Annotated in this window: 12 protein-coding genes; 7 read left to right on the plus strand and 5 right to left on the minus strand. The window is 62.5% G+C overall.

The window, feature by feature from the left end:
• Positions 1-45 precede the first annotated feature (45 nt).
• Genes dsbD through dsbG form a run of 3 tightly spaced genes read left to right on the plus strand, consistent with a single transcriptional unit; the run spans position 46 to position 3361 of the window.
• The gene (gene dsbD / locus LUU92_RS20310; RefSeq protein ID WP_257102560.1) at positions 46-1773 is read left to right on the plus strand and encodes a protein-disulfide reductase DsbD; all 1728 of its coding nucleotides are present in this window, start codon (positions 46-48) and stop codon (positions 1771-1773) included.
• Positions 1773-2624, plus strand: a complete 852-nt coding sequence (locus tag LUU92_RS20315; protein WP_257102561.1) for a TlpA disulfide reductase family protein — start codon at positions 1773-1775, stop codon at positions 2622-2624. The genes dsbD and LUU92_RS20315 overlap by 1 nt, the downstream gene beginning before the upstream one ends.
• Positions 2600-3361, plus strand: a complete 762-nt coding sequence (gene dsbG, locus LUU92_RS20320) for a thiol:disulfide interchange protein DsbG (RefSeq protein WP_071490801.1) — start codon at positions 2600-2602, stop codon at positions 3359-3361. Before LUU92_RS20315 ends, dsbG begins: the two co-directional genes overlap by 25 nt.
• A gap of 126 nt (positions 3362-3487) precedes the next feature.
• On the opposite strand, the gene LUU92_RS20325 is transcribed toward dsbG, so the two are convergent.
• From LUU92_RS20325 to LUU92_RS20335, 3 genes are all read right to left on the minus strand, one after another.
• Entirely contained in the window at positions 3488-6193 is a 2706-nt protein-coding gene (locus LUU92_RS20325) for a hypothetical protein (RefSeq protein ID WP_257102562.1), read from the minus strand.
• Between the two features lie 127 nt (positions 6194-6320).
• Complete coding sequence (locus LUU92_RS20330; protein ID WP_257102563.1) at positions 6321-19199, minus strand: non-ribosomal peptide synthetase; 12879 nt, start codon at positions 19197-19199, stop codon at positions 6321-6323.
• 53 nt (positions 19200-19252) lie between these two features.
• Positions 19253-20005: a thioesterase II family protein gene (locus tag LUU92_RS20335; RefSeq protein WP_071489788.1), complete on the minus strand. Its 753-nt coding sequence runs from the start codon at positions 20003-20005 to the stop codon at positions 19253-19255.
• 289 nt (positions 20006-20294) lie between these two features.
• Between LUU92_RS20335 and LUU92_RS20340 the strand changes: the two genes are divergently transcribed.
• Positions 20295-20846, plus strand: a complete 552-nt coding sequence (locus LUU92_RS20340; RefSeq protein WP_005789991.1) for an RNA polymerase factor sigma-70 — start codon at positions 20295-20297, stop codon at positions 20844-20846.
• Between the two features lie 18 nt (positions 20847-20864).
• On the opposite strand, the gene LUU92_RS20345 is transcribed toward LUU92_RS20340, so the two are convergent.
• The gene (locus LUU92_RS20345) at positions 20865-21653 is read right to left on the minus strand and encodes a substrate-binding periplasmic protein (RefSeq protein ID WP_071489789.1); all 789 of its coding nucleotides are present in this window, start codon (positions 21651-21653) and stop codon (positions 20865-20867) included.
• A gap of 94 nt (positions 21654-21747) precedes the next feature.
• Positions 21748-22371 (minus strand): TetR/AcrR family transcriptional regulator, encoded by a 624-nt coding sequence (locus LUU92_RS20350; protein WP_071489790.1) that lies wholly within the window; start codon positions 22369-22371, stop codon positions 21748-21750.
• A gap of 153 nt (positions 22372-22524) precedes the next feature.
• On the opposite strand from LUU92_RS20350, the gene LUU92_RS20355 reads away from it, so the two are divergent.
• Genes LUU92_RS20355 through atuC form a run of 3 tightly spaced genes read left to right on the plus strand, consistent with a single transcriptional unit; the run spans position 22525 to position 26809 of the window.
• On the plus strand, positions 22525-24303 hold the full coding sequence (locus tag LUU92_RS20355) for an acyclic terpene utilization AtuA family protein (RefSeq protein WP_257102564.1): 1779 nt from the start codon (positions 22525-22527) through the stop codon (positions 24301-24303).
• A gap of 13 nt (positions 24304-24316) precedes the next feature.
• On the plus strand, positions 24317-25189 hold the full coding sequence (locus LUU92_RS20360) for an SDR family oxidoreductase (protein ID WP_071489792.1): 873 nt from the start codon (positions 24317-24319) through the stop codon (positions 25187-25189).
• 3 nt (positions 25190-25192) lie between these two features.
• Positions 25193-26809: a geranyl-CoA carboxylase subunit beta gene (atuC, locus tag LUU92_RS20365; protein ID WP_257102565.1), complete on the plus strand. Its 1617-nt coding sequence runs from the start codon at positions 25193-25195 to the stop codon at positions 26807-26809.
• Positions 26810-26819: the final 10 nt, after the last annotated feature.

The following is a 26819-nucleotide window of genomic DNA, read 5'->3' on the forward strand; positions in this document are numbered from 1 at the left end:
ACGCCACACATTGTGTGCCTACTTGCATCGAACTAAGGCTTGACCATGCGGCATCTGTTTACCTTTCTGCTGGTGTTGTTCGCGGGGCTGGCCCAGGCCGTGCCGGGCAACCCGTTTGAGACCAAACCCGATTTCCTCCCGGTGGGCAAGGCCTTCATCTTTACCTCCGAACGTCTTGAAAGTGGCGAGATGCAGCTGTATTGGCAGATTGCCGACGGTTACTACCTGTACAAGCAGCGCATGAAGTTCGACGGCCTGGCCGAAAAACCCGTGCTGCCCAAAGGCGAGGATCACAGCGATGAGTTCTTCGGCGACCAGGAGGTCTATCGCCAAGGCCTGGAAGTGAAGATTCCCGCCGGCGCCACCGGCCAGGTCAAGCTGGGCTGGCAGGGCTGTGCGGATGCGGGCCTGTGCTACCCGCCGCAGTCGATCACCGTGGACCTGGGTGGCAACCCGGCCGTCGCCACCGCCGCACAAGCCCAGGACCAGAGCCTGGCCAGCGGTTTGCAACAACGCAGCCTGGGTTGGAGCCTGTTGATATTCTTTGGCTTGGGACTGCTGTTGGCCTTTGCACCGTGTTCATTGCCGATGCTGCCGATTCTCGCCGGCCTGGTGGTGGGCAGTGGTGCCAGCCCGCGTCGCGGTTTTGCCCTGGCCAGCAGCTATGTGGTGTGCATGGCGCTGGTGTATGCCGCGCTCGGCGTATTGGCTGCCTTGCTTGGCGCCAACCTCGCCGCGCTCCTGCAAACCCCGTGGATCCTGGGCAGTTTCGCCGCGCTGTTCGTGATCCTCGCCCTGCCGATGTTCGGTTTCTTTGAACTGCAACTGCCCGCCTTCCTGCGTGATCGCCTGGATAACGTCAGCCGCCAGCAAAGCGGTGGCAGCCTGGTGGGCGCAGGGATTCTCGGTGCGCTGTCCGGCCTGCTGGTGGGGCCGTGCATGACCGCGCCCCTGGCCGGTGCCCTGCTGTACATCGCCCAGAGCGGCAATGCGCTGCACGGCGGCCTGATCCTGTTCGCCATGGGCATCGGCATCGGCATTCCGCTGTTGCTGCTGGTGACCGTGGGCAACCGCTTCCTGCCCAAGCCAGGCACCTGGATGAACGTGCTCAAGGGCATCTTCGGCTTCCTGTTCCTCGGCACCGCCGTGCTGATGATCCGCCCGGTGGTCGGCGAAAACCTGTGGATCGGCCTGTGGGGCGTACTCGCGCTGGTCATGGCCTACTGCGGCTGGACCCTGGCCCGCGAATACGGCCTGGCCGCCAAGGTATTTGGCGCAGGCTCCCTGGTACTGGGCCTGTGGGGCGCGGTGCTGGTGGTGGGCGCAGCGGGGGGCAGCGAAGACCTGTGGCAACCGCTGAAGGTCTACAGCGGTTCACGGGTCGCTGGCGCAGCCTCCGCCCACGATGCCTTCATGACCATCAACGACCCGGCCGTGCTGCAAAGCCAGCTCGACAGCGCCAAGGCCCAAGGCCAATGGGTGTTGGTCGACTATTACGCCGACTGGTGCGTGTCGTGCAAGATCATGGAAAAGCAGGTGTTCGGCAAACCCGAAGTCATGCAGGCGCTCAAAGACGTACGCCTGCTGCGCCTGGACGTCACCGCCGACAACGCCGCCAGCCGCGCGCTGCTCGGCCGCTACAAAGTGCCTGGCCCACCGAGCTTCGTGTGGATCGGCCCGGACGGTGAAGAACGCCGCGCCCAACGCATCACCGGCGAAGTGGATGCCGCCGCTTTCCTGCAACGCTGGATGCAAACCCGAGACGCTCTCTGATGCTGACCCTGACCATCGGCACCTTCGCCATTGCCCTGAATCATATCCTGCTGATCAGTGCGCTGATTCTCGCCACCCTGGTGGGTTGGCGCGTGGCCAAGCGTGGTGGTGAAAACCCGGAATCAGTGCTGTTCAGCCTGTTCCTGCTGGGCATGCTCGCTGCCCGCGTCAGCTTTGTGCTGATGTACTGGAGCGACTACCGCAACGACTGGGTGCAGATGGTCGACCTGCGCGACGGTGGCTTCCTCGCCTGGCCCGGCGTGATCGCCCTGGTCCTTGGTGCGCTGGCCTATGGCTGGCGGCGCCCGGCCCTGCGCAAGCCGCTGAGTGCCGGGGTGATCACCGGCCTGGTGTTCTGGGGCATGACCAGCCTGTCCCTGAGCCTGTACGACAAGGGCTCGCAACTGCCGGACATCACCCTGCGCAATGCCAATGGCGAGGTGGTGCAATTGGCCGACTACAAGGGCGGCCCGCTGGTGATCAACCTGTGGGCCACCTGGTGCCCGCCGTGCCGCCGCGAGATGCCAGTACTGGAGCGCGCCCAACACCAGCGGCCCGACGTGACCTTCCTGTTCGTCAACCAGGCCGAAAGCATGCAAAGCGTCAGCACCTTCCTCGCCACCCAGGGCCTGACCCTCGACAACGTGCTGTTCGACGCCAGCGGCCGCCTCGGCCAGGCCGTAGGTTCCATGGCCTTGCCGACCACCCTGTTCTACCAAGCCGATGGACGCCTGATCAACAGCCACCTTGGTGAACTGTCCCAGGCCAGCCTGGCCCGCGCCATGGAACCCTTCGACAACGCCCCTGCCGCCACAAGGAAACCGACATGCCTCGCCTCCGCCACCTGCTGACCCTGCTGCCACTGACCTTGGCCGCTACCCTGGCCCAGGCCGAAGACTGGCCGGCGCCGATCAAACAGATCGAAGCCAAGGGCGCCAAGATCCTCGGCAAGTTCGACGCCCCCAGCGGCCTCACCGGCTACGCCGCCCAGTACCAGAACCGCGGCATGGCCCTCTACCTGACCGCCGACGGCAAAAGCGTGCTCGCCGGCAACCTGTACGACGCCCAGGGCAACGACCTGAGCAGCGCGCCCCTGGAAAAGCTGGTGTACGCGCCGATGGCCAAGGAAGTCTGGGCCAAGATGGAAAAAAGCAGCTGGATCCAGGACGGCGACGTTAAAGCCCCCCGCATCGTCTACCTGTTCAGCGACCCCAACTGCCCTTACTGCAACATGTTCTGGGAACAGGCCCGCCCGTGGGTGAAGGCCGGCAAGGTGCAATTGCGCCACATCATGGTCGGCATCATCCGCGAAGACAGCCCGGGCAAATCGGCTGCGTTGTTCGCCGCCAAAGACCCACAAAAAGCCCTGGAGGAACACGAAGCCGCTGGCAAGGGCAGCAAGTTGCAGGCACTGGACAAGATCCCGGCGGATATCGAGGCCAAGCTTGATAGCAACATGAAGTTGATGGAGGAGCTGGAATTGTCGGCGACGCCGGCGATTTTCTATCTGGATGACAAAGGTGGGTTGCAGCAGCAACAAGGGGCGCCTTCGCCGGAGAAATTGGGGAAGATTTTGGGGCCTAAATAAATCGATTTGCCTCCTCCGGAAAGGGCCTCCAAAAAACTGGAGGCCCGACTCCATCAAAGCTGTATTCCAGGTTTTAGTGATGCAAACGCTTGACTACAGTTGAGCTAGTCATGACTTTGGGGGGCGCTAAATTGAACGCACCAGAGCGTCGTCAAGTTCGTAATCATCACCATCCCCCCCGGGGGGTACCGATTGATAGGTAATGACACTCAACCACATAGTCGACGCCGTGGCTTGAAACGTGCCCTTTAGCTCAACAAATGCCTGCGCATAAAACTGCGTAGGCGCAGTGACTCTAATCACCGTGAGGCCATCTGTAGCCTGAAGGGAAAGCGTAGGGACAGGCAGGTACCCATTGCGATTCTTAACCCTAATACTAAATTCATAGGTTCTACCAATGTTTAACCCGTCATAACGCTTTTTCATCAACTCCCCAGCTCTAGTATCACTTGCGTCATGAACCAAGACCCAGTTTCCTCCAAGGTTCATCATAAGGAGGTCCACCGGACGATAGGCCGCAGCACCAGGGCCCCAGCCATTCCAATTACCCCCCGTGAATGGGGATAAGTCATACAGTGGAGCTAGTACAGTCAAGTCCCGTGGTGGACACACCACGTTCGCAGTCGAGCTACCGTCAGTTGCAACGCTGAAAGTTAAGGTCAAGTTGGTTTTGTCCATTAGCTTATCCAACTCGGATCGCAGTACAGGCCCCGCCACCCCCGCGGTCTCCTCTGCCGCCGTAATGGTTCTGGCCGAATACACATTGAACGAGTAGGCATTGCCGTTTTTGTCCGTCCCGTCCGCCCGCAACCAGCACTTCTGTCCTGCCTGCAGGAACCACATCGTATCTTCGAGAGAATTGGCGTTCCCAGTAAATGTCCTCAGGTCCAGAACGGCGTTCTGAGTCCTGGGTGGCGTCGCCTCCAGCACGTTTGGTGCCTCCAGGCGTACCGGCAAACTGACGTTCAAGTTCAAAGGTGGTGAAGTCTGCACCTTGCATGCGGTGGTGACCGTGTAAATGATCTCCACCACTTTACCCATGCTCTCGATCACGGCTTCCGGCGGCAACATCCAAACCACCGCACCCGTTGGGCTACCAGGTTTAGGGGCCAATGGCCAGTAAGAACCGTTCGGCCTCTTCCAGCAGACAGAGATGGAGTGCTTGAGGTTATTGCCGACGTAATCCACTTCTACATGTACGCCGTTGCGTCCGTTGTAAGCGGTCAACTGGTCAACCACCGCTTCCCTCACGGCCGGCTTGATCAGAGCCAAGGGCTCCTGTTCGATTTTGAAGGTTTGAGCAGGGAATTCATGCGCGCTCGCCAGATCACATTTATCACAAAAACTCACCGCGAAATGCAGCTTGAATTCGCTGCAATCAGCCAGCTTTTGCAGCTCAGCCCTGAGGATCGGAGAATCGACTCCGTTGGCCTTCCAATCATCGTTAACAGGCGCATCCATCAGAACATCAAAACGGTAAGTACTGCCGTCTTCACGTTCACCCGTGATCCACATCCAGCAACATTTCGCACATTCGGCATAGTCCCCTACAGACACAAAGGCAGTCGCGTCCGTTGAAAATGTATTGAGATCAACGATATTGCCCGTTGCTTGTTCGATCTCAGCGTGAGGAAATTGGGGCAGTAATACATTGACCACACGTTCAGGTGATCGCTGTGGTTCATTATTGTTAGGGAATTGAACGGTGTAGGTCAGCGTCATCGGCTTGTTAAAAAAGCAGGCAATGACACAGGGCGATAGCTCGATGGTTGCCAGATCCCCGTCGTTTTGGATTGTCACGCAGCCAAGCGGCTTGCTCCCATAACCCGGCCCACTCACATAAAAACAGACTTGGTCGTCTGCATAGGTGTCCAAACCGGGAGTGTCCACATTCCCACCTTGTTTGGTGAGTTCTGGGTTAAGGCACCATTCATTGTTGAAAAAGGCGGACTGCCGCAAATGTGCAGGCAGAAGATCAAGGCGTTGGTCCCCAATGAAAGCAGTCGTACGACGATATTGAATTTGAAGGGCATTCCTTGGAAGAAGCGTCTTCTCATCGGGGTTAGTAACGTCGGCTGGAGGCTGCGCCGCTAAGCCACTCGTTATATAGCCACATTGCAAGGTCATTGCTTCATACAGTGGTATTTGCCGCGCCAACCAACCACGGCTAACAGCATGAGTAAGTTCGCCTGACTCAATATCCTCAACCGTTAACTCATACCCGTAAGCTCCTGTGTAGAAAACGGGATCCCCACTAAATTGCTGCGTAACGAGAGTGCAGTAAAACTTATCGCCTACTTGGGCAAGATAAGGAACCTTCGTTTTGACAATCCCATCCCCTTTGAAATCGTGCATATCTAAGGTAGGTGTATTTTGAAAAATTTTTTCTTTGAGAAAGTAAGGGGCGAGCTCTTTACCTTCGCTCGCTGGGTAAAACTCCATTAAAACTTCTTTCTCCAAAGAAGTGGCTGCTTGCCCATTTACTGTCCCGGTATAACTGATTACGAGCGTGTATTCCATAGCCTTCGTCATGTAAGGCAGAGGGATTTCAGTCTTTCCTTCGCCTGGCTCAGGGCTTGGATACACAATATCCTTGAACACCGGCCCAGGCGTTTCCCGTGTGCGGAACGTGACGGTAATGGGGTGATCCTCGTCCATCCGCGGGTCGAATTTCAGGTATGAACCCTTCATTCTGGAAGTAGCCACCGTTGCGTTCACTTCACTAGAAACCAACGGGCTGTTCACCTCCAGCGCCTTGGGCTTTGGCAGTTTAGGTTTTGGAGCTTCGACAGTCGTTGTAGAACCGTTCGGCGTTGCGGTTTTTTTAACCATGATAAGAACTCCGTGTTCAGGACTTATTACCCTCAGCCAGATCTGAGGCCGAAGGTCTCCCTCAAGTGAGCTCTTTTGACGGTTTCTCGCCTACTGTCAAAATTGACAGTTCAGACCAACGGCCCCCTCACAACCCCTCCAACTCCGCCATCAAATCACTCAACCGATCCACCTTCTCGGCACTGATCTCATTGGCCGCCAGCCCCTCGATATACTCAGCCAACTCCGCCACCGTGCTGCACTCGAACATCGCCCGCAGCGGCACATCCCGCTGCAAGGTCTTTTGCACCCGCGAGGCAATCTGCGTGGCCAGCAACGAATGGCCGCCCAGCTCGAAGAAGTTGTCTTGCACCCCTACCCGCTCAACCTTCAGCACTTCGGCCCAGATCGCGGCCAAGGTGGTTTCCAGTTCGTTGCGCGGCGCCAGGTAGTCCTGGCTGTGCAACTGGCCGATCTCCAGGGCCGGCAGGGCCTTGCGGTCGAGTTTGCCGTTGGCGTTGAGCGGCAGGCGGTCAAGCCACAGCCAGTGCAGCGGCACCATGTATTCCGGCAGTTCGGCGCGCAGGCGTTGCTTGATGCGGTCCAGGCGTTCGCCTGGGTTAAGCACTGCATCCGCCGCCACCAGGTAGCCAACCAGGTGCTTGCCGTTGACGCCCTCCTGCACGCCCACCGCCGCGTCGCGCACTTCCGGCTGTTCGTGCAGGCGCGCTTCGATTTCACCCAATTCGATGCGATAGCCGCGAATCTTCACTTGATGGTCGACACGCCCGACGTACTCCAGCACGCCGTCACTGCGACGACGCGCCAGGTCGCCGGTGCGGTACAGGCGCTCGCCCGGCGCACCGAACGGGTTCGGCACAAACACCGGGGCGGTGCGCAGCGGGTCACTGACGTAACCGCGACCTACGCCGGTGCCGGCGACGCACAACTCACCCACAGCACCCTGGGGCACCAGCTCCAGCGCACCATCCAACAGGTACAAACGGTTGTTGTCGGTCGGTGTACCAATCGGCAGGTAAGTGCCACGGGTCGACGCCAGGTCGACACGGTAGAAGGCCACATCGTCCGAACATTCCGCCGGACCATAGGCGTTCACCAAACCAATCTCTGGATAACGCAGCAACCACTGGTGCGCCAGCTCCGGTGGCATCGCTTCGCCGGTTGGCAGCATCCAGCGCAGGCCATCCAGGCCGATACGGTCCTGGGCCAGCATGCCCTGGATCAGTGATGGCACGCTTTCCAGCACGGTGATTCCTTGGGTCTGAACGTGTTCCAGCAGACCTTGGGGATCATGCGCGATAGTGTTCGGCACGATATCCACCCGCGCGCCAAACAGCGGCGCGGCAAGGAACTGCCACACGGAAATATCGAAGCTCTGCGACGCGGTCTGCGCAATCACATCCCCGTCACTCAAGGCCAGGTACGGTACCTTGCTCAACTGGTTATTGAGCATGCCGCGCTGCTCCACCATCACGCCCTTGGGCAGGCCGGTGGAGCCCGAGGTGTAGATGACGTAGGCGAGGTTGTCCGGGCCACTGTAGATCCCCGGGTTTTCGCCACGTGCCGGTATCTCTTCCCACACCAACAGTTGGCAGTCGAAGCCGTCCAGCAACTCGATGGCCTGCTCGCGGCATGCCTCGGTGCATACCAGCAACGGCGTGCGGCTCAAGTCGATGATGCTGCGCAAACGCTGGCTCGGCAGACCCGGGTCCAGCGGCAAGTAACCGGCACCGGCCTTGAAGCTGCCGATGATCATGCCCAGCAGGTCAAGGTTACGTTCGGCCAGCAACGCCACCGGTTGATCCAGACCCACGCCGGCTTCAATCAGCGCATGACCCAGTCCGTTACTGCGCCGGTTCAGCTCTTCATAAGTCCATTGCAGGTCGAGGCAACTGGCGGCGATGCGCTGCGGATGCGCGGCCACCTGTTGTTCGAATAACTCGATATAGCTGCGCTCAAGCGGGTAGGCATGCTCGCTCTGGTTACAACCCTCCACCAGGAACTCACGCTCCTGCTCGCCAATCAGCGGCAGGTCGGCCATGTCGCCATGGAAGCCCTGAACCAGCGCCAGCAGCAGGCGCTTGAACTCACCGAGCATGCCTTGCACGGTGGTTTCGTCGAAGTAGCGCTGGTCGTAGGACAGGTGCAAGCCCAGGTCATCGCCCGGATAACACACGGCGGTCAGCGGGAAGTTGGTGTGGGTGCGGCCCGAGTCCGAGGTGGCATTCAGGCTTTGCGCACGGTCCAGCACCGAGACTTCCACCGGGGCGTTTTCGAACACGAACAGGCTGTCGAACAGCGGCTGGCCCTTGGGCAGTTCGCTGAGTTTCTGGATCGTCACCAGCGGCAGGTATTCGTACTCGCGCAGTTGCATATTGCTGTCGAGCAAACCGCTCAGCCACTGGCGCACGCTGCAACGCTGGTCGTCCTCGGGCAGCTTCACCCGCAGCGCGATGCTGTTGATGAACAGGCCAACGGTGCGCTGCATCTCGGGCATCTCTACCGGGCGCCCAGCCACGGTGACGCCAAACAGCACGTCACGGTCGCCACTTAAACGGCGCAATACCAGCGCCCACGCTGCCTGGGCGAAGGTATTGACCGTCAGTTGGTGAGCCTGGGCCAGCTCACGCAATTGTGCACCGTCGCGAGCGTCGAGGCGGGTGTAACAGTCGCCCACCACCATGCCACCGTGGCCGGCGTGGTCACGCAGGAACGGACGGTCGCTCGGGATCGGCGTGGTGCGCTCGAAGCCTTGCAGGTTCCGCTGCCACCACTGGCGTGCTTCGCTCAGGTTCTGGCGTTGCAGCCAGGCGATGTAATCGCGATAACGCGGCGGCGTGGCCAATTGCGGGGCGCGGCCTTCGCCCAGGGCCATGTAGATTTCGAAGAAATCATTCATCAGCAACGAACGGCACCACGCATCGATGAGGATGTGGTGGTTGCTCATCATGAACCAGTAGCGCTCGGCGCCGACGCGGATCAGCCGCAGGTGGAACGGCGCCTGGTTGAGCAGATCGAAACCGGCCTCGCGCTCCTGCTTGAGCAGCGCTTGCAGGCGCGGTTCCTGTTCGCTTTCCGGGTCGTTGCTCCAGTCCAGGTACTCAATCGGCGTGCTGCCCGGTGTGTGGATCACTTGCAGCATGTCTTCGCCGACGTTCCAGCAGAACGACGCACGCAGGGCTTCGTGGCGGGCGATCACCGCCTGCCAGGCCTGGGCGAAACGCTCGGGGTCGAGGGCGCTGTTGATGCGGTAGCGGTCCTGCATGTAGTAGAGGCCGGTGCCCGGCTCCAGCAGGGTATGCAGCAACAGGCCTTCCTGCATCGGCGTCAGCGGGTAGACGTCTTCGATGACGCTGGCGGGCACCGGCAAGTTGTCGAGTTGCGATTGGGTCAGGTGGGCCAGCGGGAAGTCGGACGGCGTGAGGCCACCGGCGTCGTCCTGCAGGCAATGTGCGACCAGGCTTTGCAGCTCAGCGAGATAGGCATCTGCCAGTTCACGGATGCTCTGTTGATCATGGCGTTCGCGGCTGAAGGTCCAGCGCAGCACCAGTTCACCGCCGTACACCTGGCTGTCGACGCTCAACTCGTTGGGCAGCGGCGCGTCCGGGTCATGGGCCAGGCCGGCGGACTCGTCCAGCGGGTGGAACAGCGCATCGGCGCCGAAGCTCTGGTCGAACTGACCCAGGTAGTTGAAGGTGATCTGCGCGCTGGGCAAGGCAGCCATGCTGTGTTTGCACAGATCATCGGCCAGGTAGCGCAACACGCCATAACCCAGGCCCTTATGCGGCACGCCGCGCAGTTGTTCCTTGATCGCCTTGATCGAATCGCCCTGTCCGGCGTGCGGGGTCAGGCGCAGCGGGTAGGCACTGGTGAACCAGCCGACGCTGCGGGTCAGGTCGATATCATCGAACAGGGTTTCACGGCCGTGGCCTTCCAGTTGGATCAGTGCCGAAGCATGGCCAGTCCAACGGCACAGCACACGGGCCAGGGCGGTCAGCAACAGGTCGTTGACCTGGGTGCGATAGGCGCTCGGGGCCTGTTGCAGCAACTGGCGGGTGTGCTCGGCATCCAGGCGCACGCTGACGGTGTCGGCATCGCGATTACGCAGCGAGCCTTGCGGACGGGCCACCGGCAATACGGTTTCCGGCCCAGCCAATTGGTCTTGCCAGACACTCAACTCTTCGCGCAGGGATTCGTTGCCGGCATACGCCTGCAAACGCGCAGACCAGTCACGCAGCGCGCTGGTCTTGGCCGGCAGGCTGACGGAGCGGCCGTCGCTCAGTTGGCGGTAGACCGTTTGCAGGTCTTCAAGCAGGATGCGCCAGGACACGCCATCCACCACCAGGTGATGGATCGCGATCAGCAGGCGTTGTTGCCCTTGGGGGCCGTCCACCAGCAAGGCGCGCAGCAGCGGGCCGCGTTGCAGGTCGAGGCTGCGCTGGGTGTCGGTGAACAGCGCAGTGCACTGCGCCATATCACGCACTTGCGCCTGCATCAGCACGCCACCTTCCGGCACGGCTAGATGCTCGGCGTGCCACTGTGCATCGCGCTGGGAAAAGCTCAGGCGCAACGCATCGTGGTGTTCCAGCACCGCCAGCAGCGCTTGCTCCAGGCGATGAGGGTCCAGCAGTTGCAAGGGTTTGAGGACCAGCGCCTGGTTCCAGTGTTGACGGTTCGGGATCTCGGTGTCGAAGAACCAGTGCTGGATCGGCGTAAGGCCCGAGCTGCCGGTGAGCACACCTTGCTCGGCGGTGATTCGCTCGGAGCGCGTGGCCACGGCAGCCAGGGTTTGCACGGTCTGGTGCTGGAACAGGTCGCGAGGGCTGAAATGAATCCCGGCCTGCCGCGCACGGCTGACCACCTGGATCGACAGGATCGAATCACCGCCCAGTTCAAAGAAGTTATCGTCCAGGCCGACTTGCTGCACATTCAGCACGGCACACCAGATCGCTGCCAACGTCTGTTCAAGCTCGTTGCGTGGCGCAACATAGGTCTGGCGATTCGCCTCGGGATCCGGCTGCGGTAACGCACGACGGTCGAGTTTGCCGTTGGCGGTCAACGGCATGCTGTCGAGCACGATCAGGTGCGCGGGCACCATGTAGTCCGGCAGTTGCGCCTTGAGGTGCGCCTTGAGCGCATCGCGCAATGCGTGGTGCTCGGCATCGCTGACCAGGTAAGCCACCAGCTGTTTGCCACTCGGCGAATCCAGCGCCAGCACCACTGCTTCACGCACGGACTCGTGCTCCAGCAGGCGGGTTTCGATTTCGCCCAATTCGATACGGAAACCGCGAACCTTCACCTGATGGTCGATCCGCCCCAGGTACTCCACCAGGCCATCGGCGCGTTGGCGCACCAGGTCGCCGGTGCGGTAAAGGCGCCCGCCGTTACGCGCAAAGGGATCGGCCACGAACCGCTCGGCGGTCATGCCCGGACGCTCGTGATAACCCTGCGCCAGGCCCGCACCACCGATATACAACTCGCCGGGCGCCCCTTGCGGCACCAGGGCCAGGTCGGCATCGAGAATGTACGCCACACGGTCGCCGATGATGCTGCCGATCGGCACGCTGGCGGCGCCCTCCTCCAACTGCTCCGGTGCAAGGCTGGCCAGCGGCATCACCACGGTTTCAGTCGGGCCATAGGCGTTGAAGAACACCTGCGGCTGGAACGCCGCGCGAATGCGCTGCAAGTGTTCGCCGGTCAGGGCTTCGCCGCCGGTGATGCACATGCGCACCGGCAAGGTCTGCTGCTGAGTCGCCAACCACTGCGCCAACTGACTGCCGTAGCTCGGGGTGAAGCCCAGGATGTTGATGCCATGGGTGCGGATCAATCCGCAGATTTCCTCGGCATCCCACTGGCCCTGGGCACGCAACACCACCTGCGCACCGCTGAGCAACGGCACCAGCAGGCGCTCAGTGGCGGCGTCAAAGTTGATCGAATAGAAGTGCAGCTCGCAATCGTCCGGGCGCATGCCAAACCGCTCGATCACCGCCGCGCAATGCATAGCAATTTCACCGTGGGCCACCACCACGCCCTTGGGCTTGCCGGTGGAGCCGGAGGTGTAGATCAAGTACGCCTGGTGTTGCGGCAGGCTGATCAACGGCAGCTCATCGGTCGGGTAGTTGGCGAGTACCGGCAAATCATCTTCCAGGCACCAGCACGCCACGCTCGCCGGCAATTCGCCAAGGGCATCGAACATCGCCGCATCGCTGAGCAGCAGGCCGATGCCGCTGTCTTCGATCATGTAGTGCAGGCGGTCCAGCGGGTATTCCGGGTCCAGCGGCACGTAGGCGCCGCCGGCCTTGAGGATCGCCAGCAGGCCGATGACCATTTCCAGCGAACGCGGCAACGCCAGGCCGACCCGCACCTGCGGGCCGACGCCACGCTCGCGCAGCATCCAGGCCAGGCGATTGGCGCGGGCGTCCAGTTCGCGGTAGCTGAGGGTAACGCCGGCGAAGGTCAGCGCGGGCGCATCGCCACGGGCTTTCGCCTGCTGGCTGAACAGCGTGTGAATGCACTGATCAAGGCGATGTTCACCGGCTTCGATGCCCAGGCTGTCCTGCAACGCGCGCTGTTCCGTGGCGCTGAGCAACGGCAATTCGCTCAGACGCTGCTCGGGATTGGCGATCAACGCTTCCAACAGGTTGCGCCAATGCTCGGCCATGCGGGCGATGCGTGGCTCATCAAACAAATCGGTGCTGTAGGTCAGGCAGCAACCCAGGCGATGGTCGAGGTCGGTGACTTCCAGGTTGAGGTCGAACTTGGTCGCGCGGGCATCGTTGGCCAGGTACTCGACGGTCATGCCAGCCAGTTGGCGGCTCTGCTGGAATTCCCAGCGCTGCACGTTGCACATCACCTGGAACAGCGGGTTGTAGGCCGCGCTGCGCGGCGGTTGCAGGGCTTCCACCAAGTGGTCGAAGGGCAAGTCCTGATGGGACTGGCCTTCGATCACGGTGTGGCGCACCTGTTCGAACAGCTCAGCCACGTTCATCTGCCCGTTGAGCTGGCAACGCAGCACCTGGGTATTGAGGAACGCGCCGATCAGCCCTTCGCTTTCCGGGCGAATACGGTTGGCCACGGGCGCACCGATGCGCAAGTCGGTCTGGCCGCTGTAGCGGTAGAGCAACACGGCCAGGGTGGCGGTCATGGTCATGAACAGGGTCAGGCCGTGTTCGGCGTTGAAGGCACGCACGCGGGCGGCGAGGTCATCGCTCAAATCGAAGCGGTACAACTCGCCCCGATGGCTTTGCACCGGTGGGCGTGGGCGGTCGCCAGGCAGTTCGAGCAGCGGATGTTCGGTGCCCAGTTGCCGAGTCCAGTAATCCAACTGGCGCTGACGTTCACCCGCTTCCATCCACTGGCGCTGCCACACGCTGTAGTCCAGGTATTGCACCGGCAACGGCGCCAGCGGCGACAGGCGTTCGTCGATAAAGGCTTCGTACAACGCGCTGAGTTCACGGGCAAAGATGTCCATGGCCCAGCCTTCGGTGACGATATGGTGCAGGGTCAGCACCAGGTAATGCTCACGCTCGGCGGCCTTGACCAGGCAGGCGCGCAGCAACGGCCCGGTTTCCAGGTTGAACGGCGTATGCGCCTCGTGATCGGCCAGTTGCTGCAAGCGTTGCTGGCGTTCGGGTTCGGCCAGCGCGGAGAAGTCCTGCCAGTCCATGCGCAAGCCGGTCTGTGCCGAGACCTTCTGACAGGCCACACCGTCGACGCTCGGGAAGGTGGTGCGCAGGGTTTCGTGACGCATGATCAGCGCTTGCAACGCCGCCTCGAAACGCCCGACATCCAGCACGCCACGCAGGCGCGCCATGCCACCGACGTTGTAGGCCGGGCTGTCCGGTTCCATCTGCCAGAGGAACCACATGCGCTGCTGGGAATAGGACAACGGCACCGGCCGGCTACGGTCGACCTTGGCGATGGCGGTTTGTTGGTTGCGTTGGCCCGAGGCCTGGATCAGCCCGACCTGTTCGGCGAAAGCGCCCAACTCGCTGGCTTCGAACAAGGTGCGCAACGGCAGCTCGACATCACAGGCCTGGCGGGTGCGGGAGATGATTTGCGTAGCCAGCAGGGAGTGACCGCCCAGGGCGAAGAAGTCATCGTGCAGGCCGATTGTCGGCAGCCCGAGGACCTCGCGCCAGATTGCAGCGATCTGCTGTTGCAACGGCGTTTCGGGTTCGACGTGCTCACGGGTTTGCCACACCGGCTCCGGCAATGCGCGGCGGTCCAACTTGCCGCTGGGGCTCAACGGCATGGCGTCCAGGCGCATCAACAGCGCGGGCACCATGTACTCCGGCAGTTCGGCGGCCAGGGCGGTCCTGACCTGCTGTTCGTCCAGTTCGGCATGGGCGGTGTAGTAGCCGAGCAACTGGGCGTCACGCACCAGCACCACGGCCTGGGCGATGCCATCCAGGGCGAGCAGGCGCGCTTCGATTTCCTCCGGCTCCACGCGGAAACCGCGCAGCTTGACCTGCTGATCGAGACGGCCTAGGTACTCGAGCACACCGTCGGCGTTCCACCGGGCACGGTCGCCGGTGCGATACAGGCGCGTGCCATGGTGGTCGGCAACAAAGCGTTCAGCGGTCAACCCAGGGCGACCGAGGTAACCCCGCGCCAGGCCAATCCCGCCGATGCACAGCTCACCCGGCACGCCCAGCGGCACCGGGTTGAGCTGCTCGTCCAGCACGCGACAGATCACATTGCCCAGCGGACGGCCAATCGGCGAGCGCTCGCCGTCTTCGGCGTGGCAGTGCCAGTGGGTCACGTTGATCGCGGTTTCGGTGGGGCCATAACGGTTGTGCAATTGCACCGCTGGCAACTGTGCCAGCACGCGGTCGCGCAGCTCGGCGGACAAGGCTTCACCACCCGAGAACAGACGCCGCAGGCTGGTGCATTCGGCCACCTGCGGCTCATCGATAAACAGCTGCAACAGCGGCGGCACAAAGTGCAGCGTGGTCACGCCATGCTCCTGTACCAACTGTGCGATGCGATGCGGATCGCGATGCTCACCGGGGCCGGCCAGCACCAGGCGGCAACCGCTGATCAGCGGCCAGAAGCATTCCCACACTGACACGTCGAAACTGATCGGCGCCTTTTGCATCAGTACATCGGTGGCGTCGAGTTGATAAGTGGCCTGCATCCACTGCAAGCGCTCGGCGAGCGCCGCATGGGTATTGCCCACACCCTTGGGCTGACCGGTGGAACCGGAGGTGTAGATCACGTAGGCGAGGTTATCGCCGTGCAGGTGCAGGCCGGGCGGCTGGGTGGGCCAGCTGTCGAGGTGCAGGCTGTCCATCGCAATCACGCAGACGCCGTCAGCGCTCGGCACCCGTTCCAGCAATGCAGTCTGGGTCAGCAGCAGGTGGACGCCGCTGTCCTTGAGCATGTAGGCCAGGCGTTCGGCGGGGTAGTCCGGGTCCAGGGGGACGTAGGCGCCACCGGCCTTGATGATTGCCAGCAGGCCGATCAGCAGTTGCGGCGAACGCTCGGCGGCGATGGCCACGCACACGTCCGGACCCACGCCTTTATCGCGCAGGTAGTGGGCCAGGCGGTTGGCCTGGGTGTGCAGTTGAGCGAAGGTCAGGCTGCCGCCGTCCCAGACCAGCGCGGTGCTGTCCGAGGTCTGCTGGTTGAGCAGATCGGGCAGCCACTGTTGGGCGGGCGCGCAAGGGGCTTGGCTGTATGGCGCCTGTTCGTCGTGCTGCATCAGCATGAGGTCGCCGATGGCTTGCCGGGGCTGTTCGCAGACGGCATGCAGCAGGTTGATGTAGTGCTCGGCCAGGCGCTGGATGGTCGCGTTTTCGAACAGTTCATCGGCGTAGTCGAACGACAGACTCAGGCGCCCGTTGCGGTCTTCTTCGGTGTGCAATTGCAGGTCGAACTTGGCTTCGCGGCTATGCCACGGCAGCTCGTCGGCGAGCATGCCCGGCAGGCGGCGCAAGGCGCTGAGGTCGCGTTGCTGGTGGTTGAACATGACCTGGAACAGGCCCTGTTCGCGGGCTTGCGGGAAGGCTTCCAACAGTTGCTCGAAGGGCAGGTCCTGATGGGCTTGGGCGCCCAATGCCGTTTGGCGTGTCGCGGCCAATAGCTCGTTGAACGGCAGGCGCCCATCTAGCTCGGCACGCAACACGAGGGTGTTGATGAAGAAGCCGACCAGGCCTTGGGTTTCCTGGCGCGGGCGGTTGGCGTTGGGCACGCCGATGCGGATATCGCGCTGGCCGCTGTAGCGATGCAGCAGGCTTTGGAATGCCGCCAACAGCAGCATGAATGGGGTGGACTCGTTGGCCTGGGCGGCGTGGCGAATCGCTTTGCTGAGGCTGGCGCCAAGCCGCACGGTGTGGCGTGAGGCACTGTGACAGTGGTGTACCGAGCGCGGGTGGTCGGTCGCCAGGCTGAGGGTGGGATGCTCTTCACCCAACTGTGCTTTCCAGTACGCCAGTTGGCGCTGGCCTTCACCTTCGGCCAGCCATTGGCGCTGCCAACTGCCGTAGTCGGCGTATTGCAGGGCCAGGGGCGGCAGTTCCAGGGTCTGGCCTTGGGCGGCGGCGGCGTAGAGGCGCGAGAATTCGTCGATCAAAATATTGAGCGACCAGCCGTCGGCGATGATGTGGTGCAGGGTCACCAGCAGTTGGTGATCTTCGTCATCCAGACGCACCAGGGTCACCCACAGCAGCGGGCCTTTTTCCAGGTCGAACTGGGTGCGCGCTTCGTCTTCACGGATCTGTTGCGCACGGGCTTCGCGCTCGGCAACGGGCAGGTCGCTGAGGTCGATGACTTGCAGTTCGAAATCCGCTTTGGCGTCGACACGCTGGAAAGCCTGGCCGTCGCGCTCATAGAAGCGCGTACGCAGGGCTTCGTGGCGCTGGATCAATTGCTGGAAGCTGGCGCGCACCGCGTCTTCGTCCAACTCGCCGCGCAGGCGCAGGGCACCGGGGATGGTGTAGGCGCTGCTGTGCGGGTCCAGTTGCCAGGTGATCCACAGGCGGTTCTGTGCCAGGGATTGGGGCAGTTCCTTCTGACGGGACAGCTTGTGGATTACACCTTGGGCGACGCCGCCATCCTGCTGCAATTGCGCGACAGTCGCGGCAAAGCCTTGCAGGGTCGGCGCTTCGAACAGCAGGCGCAGGCTCAACTCCAGGCCGAGGGTTTCACGCAGGCGCGCGACCACTTGGGTGGCAGTGATGGAGTTGCCGCCGAGCAGGAAGAAGTGGTCATCGGCCGCAACGGTCGCGACCTGCAACTGTTCGCACCAGATCGCGGCGATCTGGTTTTGCAGGTCGGATTCCAGCGCTCCAGCGCTCACCTGCGCTTGCAGATCGGGGAACTGCGCATAGCTGTCGAGGCTGCCGTCCCTGTGACGAAGCGCACACGCCGCGCGTTGCACCTTGCCGCTGGAAGTCTTCGGCAAGGCACCGGGATTGAGCAACACCACCACGCTCGGCGCCTCTTGATAGGCCTCGGCGACGGCCTGGCGGATCGCCTTGATCAGCGCATCGGGCGGCAGGATCTTCTGCACGCTGCGGCTGATTTCGGCGGCAATGCCGATGCCTTCCAGGCCCTGATCATTCACCGCGAACGCGGCGACCCGGCCTTTGCGTACCACTTCCACTTCGCGCTCGATGGTCTGCTCGATGTCCTGCGGGTACAGGTTGTGGCCGCGCACGATCAGCAGGTCCTTGAGGCGGCCGGTGATGTACACCTCGCCGTCACGGATAAAACCCAGGTCGCCGGTGCGCAACCAGGTACGGCCGGCATGTTGCACGAAGGTCTTGGCGGTGGCCTCGGGGTTGCGCCAGTAGCCGTGGGCGATGCTCGGCCCGCTGGCCCAGAGTTCACCGACGTGGTTATCGGGCAGTTCGGTGAGGCTGTGCGGATCGGCGATCAGCACCGCGTGTTCGGGCTGGCTGGTGCCGCAACTCATGATCGCACTGCCGTGCCCTGGCTCGGCACGGTTGGCGGCCAGGGCCTGTTCGTCGACGCGCAGCGCGGGAATGCCATGGCCACGGCTACCGCCGGCGACGAACAGGGTCGCCTCGGCCAGGCCGTAGGAGGCGAAGAAATTGTTCGGGGTGAAACCACAGGTGGCGAACTTTTCGGCGAAGCGTTCCAGCGTGTCGAGGCGGATCGGTTCGGACCCGGAATACGCCACGCGCCATTTGCTCAGGTCCAGGCGGTCCAGGGCCGATTCACTGACCCGCTCACTGCACAGGCGATACGCGAAATCCGGCCCGCCACTGATGGTTCCGCCGTATTCGCTGATCGCTTCCAGCCAGCGTAACGGCCGGCCGAGAAAGTAGGCCGGCGACATCAGCACGCACGGTACGCCACTGAAGATCGGTTGCAACAGGCCGCCGATCAGGCCCATGTCGTGGTACAGCGGCAGCCAGCTGACGATGACGTCGTCGGGGTTGAGGTCGATGCCGAAACCGCGCCGGATCAGCACTTCGTTCGCCACCAGGTTGCCGTGGCTGACTTGCACGCCCTTGGGCAGCGCAGTGGAGCCGGAGGTGTATTGCAGGAAGGCGATATCGTCCGGGTGCAGGTCAGGGCCGACCCAATTGCCGACACCTTCCAGGCTATCGACGCTTAATACCGGCGGCGCATTTTCGATCTGCGCCAGGCCATCGGCGAGACTGGCGATGGTCAGCAACAGGCGCGGCTCGGCATCGCTGATGATCGACAGCAGGCGCTCCTGGTGATGGCGGCGGGTGGACTCCGGCGGATAAGCCGGCACCGCGATCACCCCCGCGTACAGGCAACCAAAGAACGCCGCGACGTAATCCGGGCCGCTGGGGAACAACAGCACCGCACGATCGCCCAGCTCGGCATTGGCCTGCAAGGCAGCGGCGATGGTGCGGGCGCGCTGGTCGAGGTCGCGATAACTGAGCACAACGCTGTGCTCGGCGGATTCGGCGAGGAAGCGCAAGGCGACCTGGTCCGGGGTCTGCGCGGCGCGACGTTGAAGGGACTGGACCAGGGTGCGGGGAAGTTCGAAGGCGTCCATCATGGGGTTCCTGCCTGAAATCGGCTTACGGGAAATTCAAGAATTCGGGGGTTTGTTCAGCCGACGGCGAGTGGCCGCGCCGCGCCATTGCGCCAGCGGGCCAGGTGTTCGTCGGCGTAGCGCCGCACGCAACGCAGCACCGCGCTTTCGTGTTGCACGAGGAAGAAGTGGTGACCGTCGAACATGTCCAGGGAAAAGCCGCTGGCGGCGTCAAGTTGCCAGTCGAGCAACTGGTCGGCGCGCACACTGTCCTGCTTGCCGCCGAACACATGGATCGGCATGCCCAGCGGTGCACGTTCGCCGTAGGTGAAACTGCCGCACAGCAGGAAATCGGCGCGCAGGATCGGCAGCATCAACTGCATCAATTCGGGGTTGGCCAGGGCTTCTTCGGTGGTGCCTTGCAGTTCGCGCAGGCGGGCGATCAGTTGTTCGTCGGTCTTTTCGATGGCGTATTCGCTGACATCACGCCGGGCTGGCCCGGCTGTGCCGGAGGCGAACAAGGCGAGCGGCGCGGGCACACCGCGAGCGTTCAAGGCGTGCGCCAGCTCAAAGGCGAGCAGACCACCAAGGCTGTGGCCGAACAGGGCATAGGGGCCGTTCAAGTCGCAGCTGATTTCATCGGCGAGCTGCGCAGCCAAGGCCTTGATATCGCGTTGCAACGGCTCGTCCATGCGCATGCCACGGCCGGGCAATTCCAGCGGGCAGACCTGCAACCACTCAGGCAGGGCCCGGCGCCAACGCGCATAAACCATGGCACTGGCGCCCGAATAAGGCAGGCAGAACAGGCGCAGTCGAGTCGGCGTACTCATCAGGCGACAACTCCAGACCGATACACGCCGCTTGCACGATAGAAACCCATGTCGTCCTCCTCCTTGGTCGTTTTACTAACGGACCTGTCACCCAGAAGAACGGACGGCACCGGCAAATAATTAGTCGCCAGGTATGGGCGAGACGTGGTTCACACCAAACGAGAAAGCATAAGATTAGTTCGCCTTCTCATTTGACAATCATTATCATTCAGCATAATTTGTTGCCCGATGTGTAGGAGGCCCCGGCACGGACGCCCTCCCCTAACCTATTGGCAGTAAGGTGATTTCCATGACGGAACAAGTATCCACAGGCAGGTGCGACTCACCGCTTCTCCAGGCATTCGTCGATAATCGGCTGATTCTGGTGAAGATCGCGGCACGCATTACCGGCTGCCGCTCCCGCGCCGAGGACGTGGTGCAGGACGCCTACTTCCGGCTGCAATCGGCGCCGACAATCACGTCTTCGTTCAAGGCTCAATTGAGTTATCTGTTCCAGATCGTGCGCAACCTGGCGATCGATCACTACCGCAAGCAGGCCCTGGAGCTCAAATACTCCGGGACGGAAGAGGAAGGCTTGAATGTGGTTATTCACGGCGCTTCACCGGAAACCTCGCACATCAACTTCAACACCCTGGAAAACATCGCCGACGCCCTGACCGAGTTGCCCCAGCGCACCCGCTATGCGTTCGAGATGTACCGCCTGCACGGCGTGCCGCAAAAGGACATCGCCAAGGAGCTGGGCGTGTCGCCGACCCTGGTGAACTTCATGATCCGTGATGCGCTGGTGCACTGCCGCAAGGTGTCGGGCAGCCATAGCGATACGTTTGCGCGCAGGGTGTGATGCCGCACCGGTGGTGCCTCAGGGCACCGCCATCACATCAATGCGATACGGCTCGAAAATCTTCAGCATCTCGCCATCGTCGCGCAAGCGCTTGAGCAACGCGGCAAACGCGTCCCCCGTGATCGGCGCCTTCGGGCGCAGCAATGCGAAGTGGTGATAGACCTGGTCAATGCGCTCCGAGACCAGGAACTGCCCCGCCATTTGCGCATTGCGCACCATGAAATCACTCAGGTACGAGCGCGTCACCAAGGCAATATCGGCACGCCCGCGCGCGACCATCAGCAGGTTGCTGTCATGGGAGTAAGTCAACGTGGCGTTGAAGTGCTCAGCCATGTACTTGGGGTCGGGGTTGAAGTTGGCGAAGGCGTAGTGATAACCGCTGAACACGGCCAGGCGTTTGCCGTTGAGGTCGGCGAAATAACTTTGGTCACGACCGGGCTCACGCTGGGCGACGAAGATTTCCGCATCTTCCAGGCCCATGTCGACGCTGGTGTGGGGAATGTTCTGCCAGCCCCAATCGGGATTTTCGAAGATCGCCATATCCACACGGCCCTGCTCGAAATCACGAAAGCGTCGGGGGATGGAGGTGGGCACCAACACAAACTGGTAATCGGTTTGCGCGGCGTTCAGGGCTTCGACCAGTTGCGGCAGCAAACCGGTGTCGGCGCCCTGCTCCGGCCGTACGGTGTAGGGTGGGAAATGCGCCGCGCCGATGCGTACCAACTGCGCAGCCGAAGCTGGCATCCACCACGCGGTGCCCAGTGCCCAAAAGGTAAGTCCTGCAGCCAGCCGCCATGGCGAAAACATCAAGGCACACACCGTTCAAAAACGCTCATGGCGATAAGCTAGGCGTTTTTGTCTGGAGAGACAACTTTCCAGCGGTAAATTAATAGCTTGCGCCTCAATCGGCCTTCAAAACCATCAACAGGGCCTCTTCGGCCAACTGCTCAAGCGTCAGGCTGCCCTCGGCGCGAAACCAAGTGGTGGTCCAGGACAGCGCGCCGGTGAGGAAACGCCGCGTGATGAATACATCACCACGAATGTAGCCCGCGTCCTTGGCCTCCCCCAGCACTTGCAGCCAGAGCGCCTCGTACACGTCGCGCAGGGCCAGCACCTGGGCCTGGCCTTCGGCCGACAACGAACGCCACTCGTACACCAGCACCGCCATGGCCTCGCCGCTGCCGCCCATGATCGACTGCAATTCGCAGCGGATCAGCGCCAGCACGCGTTCGCGCACGTTGCTCGCCTCTTCCAGCGAAGCGCGCATCATCGCCGTGTTGTAGTGGATGGTTTCTTCCATCACTGCCCGCAGGATCTCGTCCTTGCTCTTGAAGTGATGAAAGATGCTGCCGGACTGGATGCCCACGGCGCTGGCCAGGTCGCGCACGGTGGTACGTTCGAAGCCCTTGTTGCGAAACAGATGGGCCGCAGTTTGCAGCAGCTTGCCCCGGGCGCTGTCGGGGTCGGTCAATTGGCCGCCATCGACCATGGTGCGCATGACCCGCAGGGCTTTGTGCTCATCCATGCCTCTCTCCTCTACTTCCACGGACGTCTTGGCCCGCAATTTAGGCCGTGGCGGCCACCCAAGCAAGCGCTTGGCTGAAACTTGTATCCGCAGTTTACAAACCAAGCGCTTGCTTGGTAGTCTCGACCCCAGCCATTCGAGGAAGGATTTCTCATGAGCAAGACGGTTCGTATCGGCTGTGCCAGCGCCTTCTGGGGCGACACCTGCACCGCCGCCGCCCAACTGGTGCAAGGCGGCAAGCTGGATTACCTGGTGTTCGACTACCTGGCGGAAGTCACGATGTCGATCCTGGCCGGTGCGCGGATGAAAGATCCCCAGGCCGGCTACGCCACGGATTTCGTCGACGTGCTCACGCCGCTGCTGGCGGATATCCAGCACCAGGGCATTCGCGTGATCAGCAACGCCGGTGGCATCAACCCCCAGGCCTGCGCCGCCGCCCTGCAAGCCGCCTGCGACAAGGCCGGTATCCCCCTTAAAATCGCCGTGCTGCTGGGCGACGACCTGCAACCCCAGCTCAAACACCTGCACGGCATCACCGACATGTTCAACGGTGCGCCGTTGCCGCCGCTGTGCGTGTCCGCCAACGCCTACCTGGGCGCGCCGGGCATCACCCAGGCGCTGAAGCTGGGCGCGGATATCGTCATCACCGGCCGCGTGGTGGACAGCGCAGTAGTCAGCGCGGCGCTGGTGCATGAATTCGACTGGTCCTGGCAGGATTACGACCGCCTCGCCCAGGCCGCACTGGCCGGGCATATCATCGAATGCGGCGCGCAGTGCACCGGCGGTAACTTCACCGATTGGCGCGACGTGCCGGACTACGAGCACATCGGCTTTCCCATCGTCGACGTCAGCGCCGACGGCCAATTCACTGTCAACAAGGTCGACGGCACAGGCGGGCTGATCAGCGAACTCAGCGTCGCCGAGCAACTGCTGTATGAAATCGGCGACCCGCATGCCTACCTGTTGCCCGATGTGATCTGCGACTTCAGCCAGGTCAAATTGCAGCAGCAAGGCAAACACCAGGTACGCCTGCACGGCGCCAAGGGCTTGCCGCCCACCGATCAATACAAGGTCAGCGCCACTTACCCGGAAGGTTTTCGCTGCACCGCCAGTTGCCTGATCGCCGGCATTGATGCGGTCGCCAAGGCCGAGCGGGTCAGCCAGGCGATCATCAACAAGACCTCGGAGCTGTTCCGCCAGCGCGGCTGGGCGCCTTACACCGAAGTGAATATCGAACTGCTCGGCAGCGAAGCCACCTACGGCGCCCACGCCAGGCGCCAGGACTGTCGCGAAGTGGTGGTGAAACTGGCGGTGCGCCACCCCAACAAACCAGCACTGGTGCTGTTCGCCCGCGAGATTGCCCAGGCCGCGACCGGCATGGCACCGGGCCTGACCGGCATCGTCGGCGGGCGGCCGACGGTGTACCCGTTGATCCGACTGTTTTCGTTCCTGATCGATAAAACGGCCTGTGACGGGGTGATCGACTTCCAGGGCGCACGCCACCCCTGCGCACTGCCACCTGCCGACGCCCCGCGCCTGCCCGATGCGTCCATCGATCCGCCCAAGCCCCAAGGCCGCGCCGACGCCAGCGTGCCGTTGGTGAAACTGGCCGTGGCGCGCTCCGGAGACAAGGGCAACCACAGCAATATCGGCGTGATCGCCCGCCACCCCGATTACCTGCCATGGATCGCCGAAGCACTCACCCCGCAGGTGATCGTCGACTGGATGGGCCATCTGCTCGACCCCGTGCACGGCCGTGTCGAGCGCTGGTATCTGCCCGGCAGCCACAGCCTCAACTTCCTGCTGGAAAACGCCCTGGGCGGCGGTGGCATCGCCAGCCTGCGCATCGACCCGCAGGGCAAAGCCTTCGCCCAGCAACTGCTGGAGATCCCGATTGCCGTGCCGCAACACATTGCCGATCAACTCGCCTAACAGGAGCATTGCCGTGGCCTTCGACTCGATCTTCAAAGCCGACCTGTTCCAGGGGCAAACCGTGATGGTCACCGGCGGCGGCAGTGGCATTGGCCGCTGCACCGCCCATGAATTGGCGGCGCTGGGTGCCCAGGTGATCCTGGTGGGACGCAAGCCGGACAAGCTGCAGAACGTCGCGGCGGAAATCGCTGAAGACGGTGGCCTCGCCCATTGGCAGGCCTGCGATATTCGCGATGAAGAGGCGGTGAAGGCACTGGTCGGCCAGGTCCTGAATGACCACGGCGCTATCCATGGCCTGGTCAACAATGCAGGCGGCCAGTACCCCTCACCACTGGCCGCAATCAACCAGAAAGGTTTCGAAACCGTACTGCGCACCAACCTGGTCGGCGGTTTCCTGATGGCGCGGGAAGTGTTCAACCAATCCATGAGCAAGCACGGCGGCGCCATCGTCAACATGCTCGCCGACATGTGGGGCGGCATGCCCGGCATGGGTCACTCGGGGGCAGCACGTTCGGGCATGGACAACTTCACCAAGACCGCCGCCTTCGAGTGGGGCTATGCCGGCGTCCGGGTCAACGCCGTGGCGCCGGGCTGGATCGCCTCCAGCGGCATGGACACCTACGAAGGCGCGTTCAAGGCGGTGATTCCCACGCTGCGCGAACATGTGCCGCTCAAGCGTATCGGCACCGAATCGGAAGTCAGCGCGGCCATCGTGTTCCTGCTCAGCCCGGCCGCTGCCTTTATCAGCGGCAGCACACTGCGTATCGACGGTGCCGCCAGCCTGGGCAGTCGTGCCTGGCCGTTGCACAAGGCGCAGGCGCCGAGCGAACCCTTCAATGGCTTCCACCGCGCCTACCTGCCCGATGTGCTCAAGGCGGGGCAATAGACCATGCCGGTGATTGAATCCCTGATCGACGCCCACAGCGCCCCATTCGCGCAAAACCGCGAGGCCATGTTGGCCGCCATCGCCCAGCTGCGGCAGTTGGAAGACACCCTGTTGAGCAAGGCACAGGACGCCAAGCCCAAGTTCGACAAGCGCGGCCAACTGCTGCCCCGCGAGCGCCTCAACCTACTGCTGGACCCCGGCGCGCCGTTCCTGGAACTGGCCAGCCTGGCCGGCTACAAGCTGCACGACGACAAGGACGGCAGCGCCGCCGGAGGCGGGTTGATCGCCGGCATCGGCTACGTCAGCGGCGTGCGCGTGCTGGTGGTGGCCAATAACAGCGCGATCAAGGGCGGCACCATTTCCCCCACCGGCCTGAAGAAATCCCTGCGCCTGCAACAGATCGCCCTGGAGAACAAACTGCCGGTGGTGACCCTCGCCGAAAGCGGCGGCGCCAACCTCAACTATGCCGCCGAGATATTCGTCGAAGGTGCGCGCAGCTTCGCCAACCAGGCGCGCATGTCGGCCATGGGCCTGCCGCAGATCACCGTGGTGCATGGCTCGGCCACGGCCGGCGGCGCCTATCAGCCGGGGCTGTCGGATTACGTGGTGGTGGTGCGCGGTCGGGCCAAACTGTTCCTCGCCGGCCCGCCGCTGCTTAAAGCCGCGACCGGCGAAGTGGCGACCGATGAAGAACTGGGCGGTGCCCAGATGCACGCAGAAACCGCCGGCACCGCCGAGTACCTGGCGGAAAACGATGCGGACGGCGTGCGCATCGCGCGCGAAATCGTCAGCCTGTTGCCGTGGAATGATCGCCTTCCACAGGCGCCGAAACGTGCCTACGCAGAACCGCTGTACCCCATCGAAGAGCTGCTGGGCCTGATCCCGGACGACCCGAAAAAGCCCTACGACGTCCGTGAAATCCTCGCGCGACTGGCCGACGGCTCGCGCTTTCTCGACTTCAAGGGCGAATTCGACGCCCACACCGTCTGCGGCCACGTGCACATCCAGGGCCGCGCCGTGGGCGTGATCGGCAACAACGGTCCTATTACACCGAAGGGCGCGAGCAAGGCCGCGCAATTTATCCAACTGTGCGACCAGAGCCGCACACCGCTGCTGTTCCTGCACAACACCACCGGTTTCATGGTGGGCACCGAGTCGGAACAACAAGGCGTGATCAAGCACGGTGCGAAGATGATCCAGGCCGTGGCCAACGCGCGGGTGCCTAAACTGACCATTGTGGTCGGCGGCTCCTACGGCGCGGGCAACTACGCGATGTGCGGCCGTGGCCTGGACCCGCGCTTTATCTTCGCCTGGCCCAACAGCCGCACGGCAGTGATGGGCGGTGCCCAGGCGGGCAAAGTCCTGCGAATTGTCACTGAGGCCAAGCAAATGAAGGATGGCCTGCTGCCGGATCCCAAGGTGCTGGACATGCTGGAACAGGTCACCGCACAGAAGCTCGACAGCCAGTCCACCGCGCTCTACGGCAGCGCGAACCTGTGGGATGACGGGCTGATTGACCCTCGGGATACACGGACCTTGCTCGGTTTTCTGCTGGATATCTGTCATGAGGCTGAGGTGCGGCCATTGCAGCCCAACACCTTTGGTGTGGCGCGTTTCTAATCAGGAGAAC

Origin of the sequence: Pseudomonas extremorientalis (assembly GCF_024584605.1) — a bacterium.
Classification (GTDB): Bacteria; Pseudomonadota; Gammaproteobacteria; order Pseudomonadales; family Pseudomonadaceae; genus Aquipseudomonas; species Aquipseudomonas extremorientalis.

Excerpts from the sequence above, each read along its gene's own strand:
- dsbD (WP_257102560.1), top strand. The coding sequence starts at position 46 with ATGCGGCATCTGTTTACCTTTCTGCTGGTGTTGTTCGCGGGGCTGGCC.
- LUU92_RS20315 (WP_257102561.1), top strand. The coding sequence starts at position 1,773 with ATGCTGACCCTGACCATCGGCACCTTCGCCATTGCCCTGAATCATATC.
- dsbG (WP_071490801.1), top strand. The coding sequence starts at position 2,600 with ATGCCTCGCCTCCGCCACCTGCTGACCCTGCTGCCACTGACCTTGGCC.
- LUU92_RS20325 (WP_257102562.1), bottom strand. The coding sequence starts at position 6,193 with ATGGTTAAAAAAACCGCAACGCCGAACGGTTCTACAACGACTGTCGAA.
- LUU92_RS20330 (WP_257102563.1), bottom strand. The coding sequence starts at position 19,199 with ATGATGGACGCCTTCGAACTTCCCCGCACCCTGGTCCAGTCCCTTCAA.
- LUU92_RS20335 (WP_071489788.1), bottom strand. The coding sequence starts at position 20,005 with ATGAGTACGCCGACTCGACTGCGCCTGTTCTGCCTGCCTTATTCGGGC.
- LUU92_RS20340 (WP_005789991.1), top strand. The coding sequence starts at position 20,295 with ATGACGGAACAAGTATCCACAGGCAGGTGCGACTCACCGCTTCTCCAG.
- LUU92_RS20345 (WP_071489789.1), bottom strand. The coding sequence starts at position 21,653 with ATGTTTTCGCCATGGCGGCTGGCTGCAGGACTTACCTTTTGGGCACTG.
- LUU92_RS20350 (WP_071489790.1), bottom strand. The coding sequence starts at position 22,371 with ATGGATGAGCACAAAGCCCTGCGGGTCATGCGCACCATGGTCGATGGC.
- LUU92_RS20355 (WP_257102564.1), top strand. The coding sequence starts at position 22,525 with ATGAGCAAGACGGTTCGTATCGGCTGTGCCAGCGCCTTCTGGGGCGAC.
- atuC (WP_257102565.1), top strand. The coding sequence starts at position 25,193 with ATGCCGGTGATTGAATCCCTGATCGACGCCCACAGCGCCCCATTCGCG.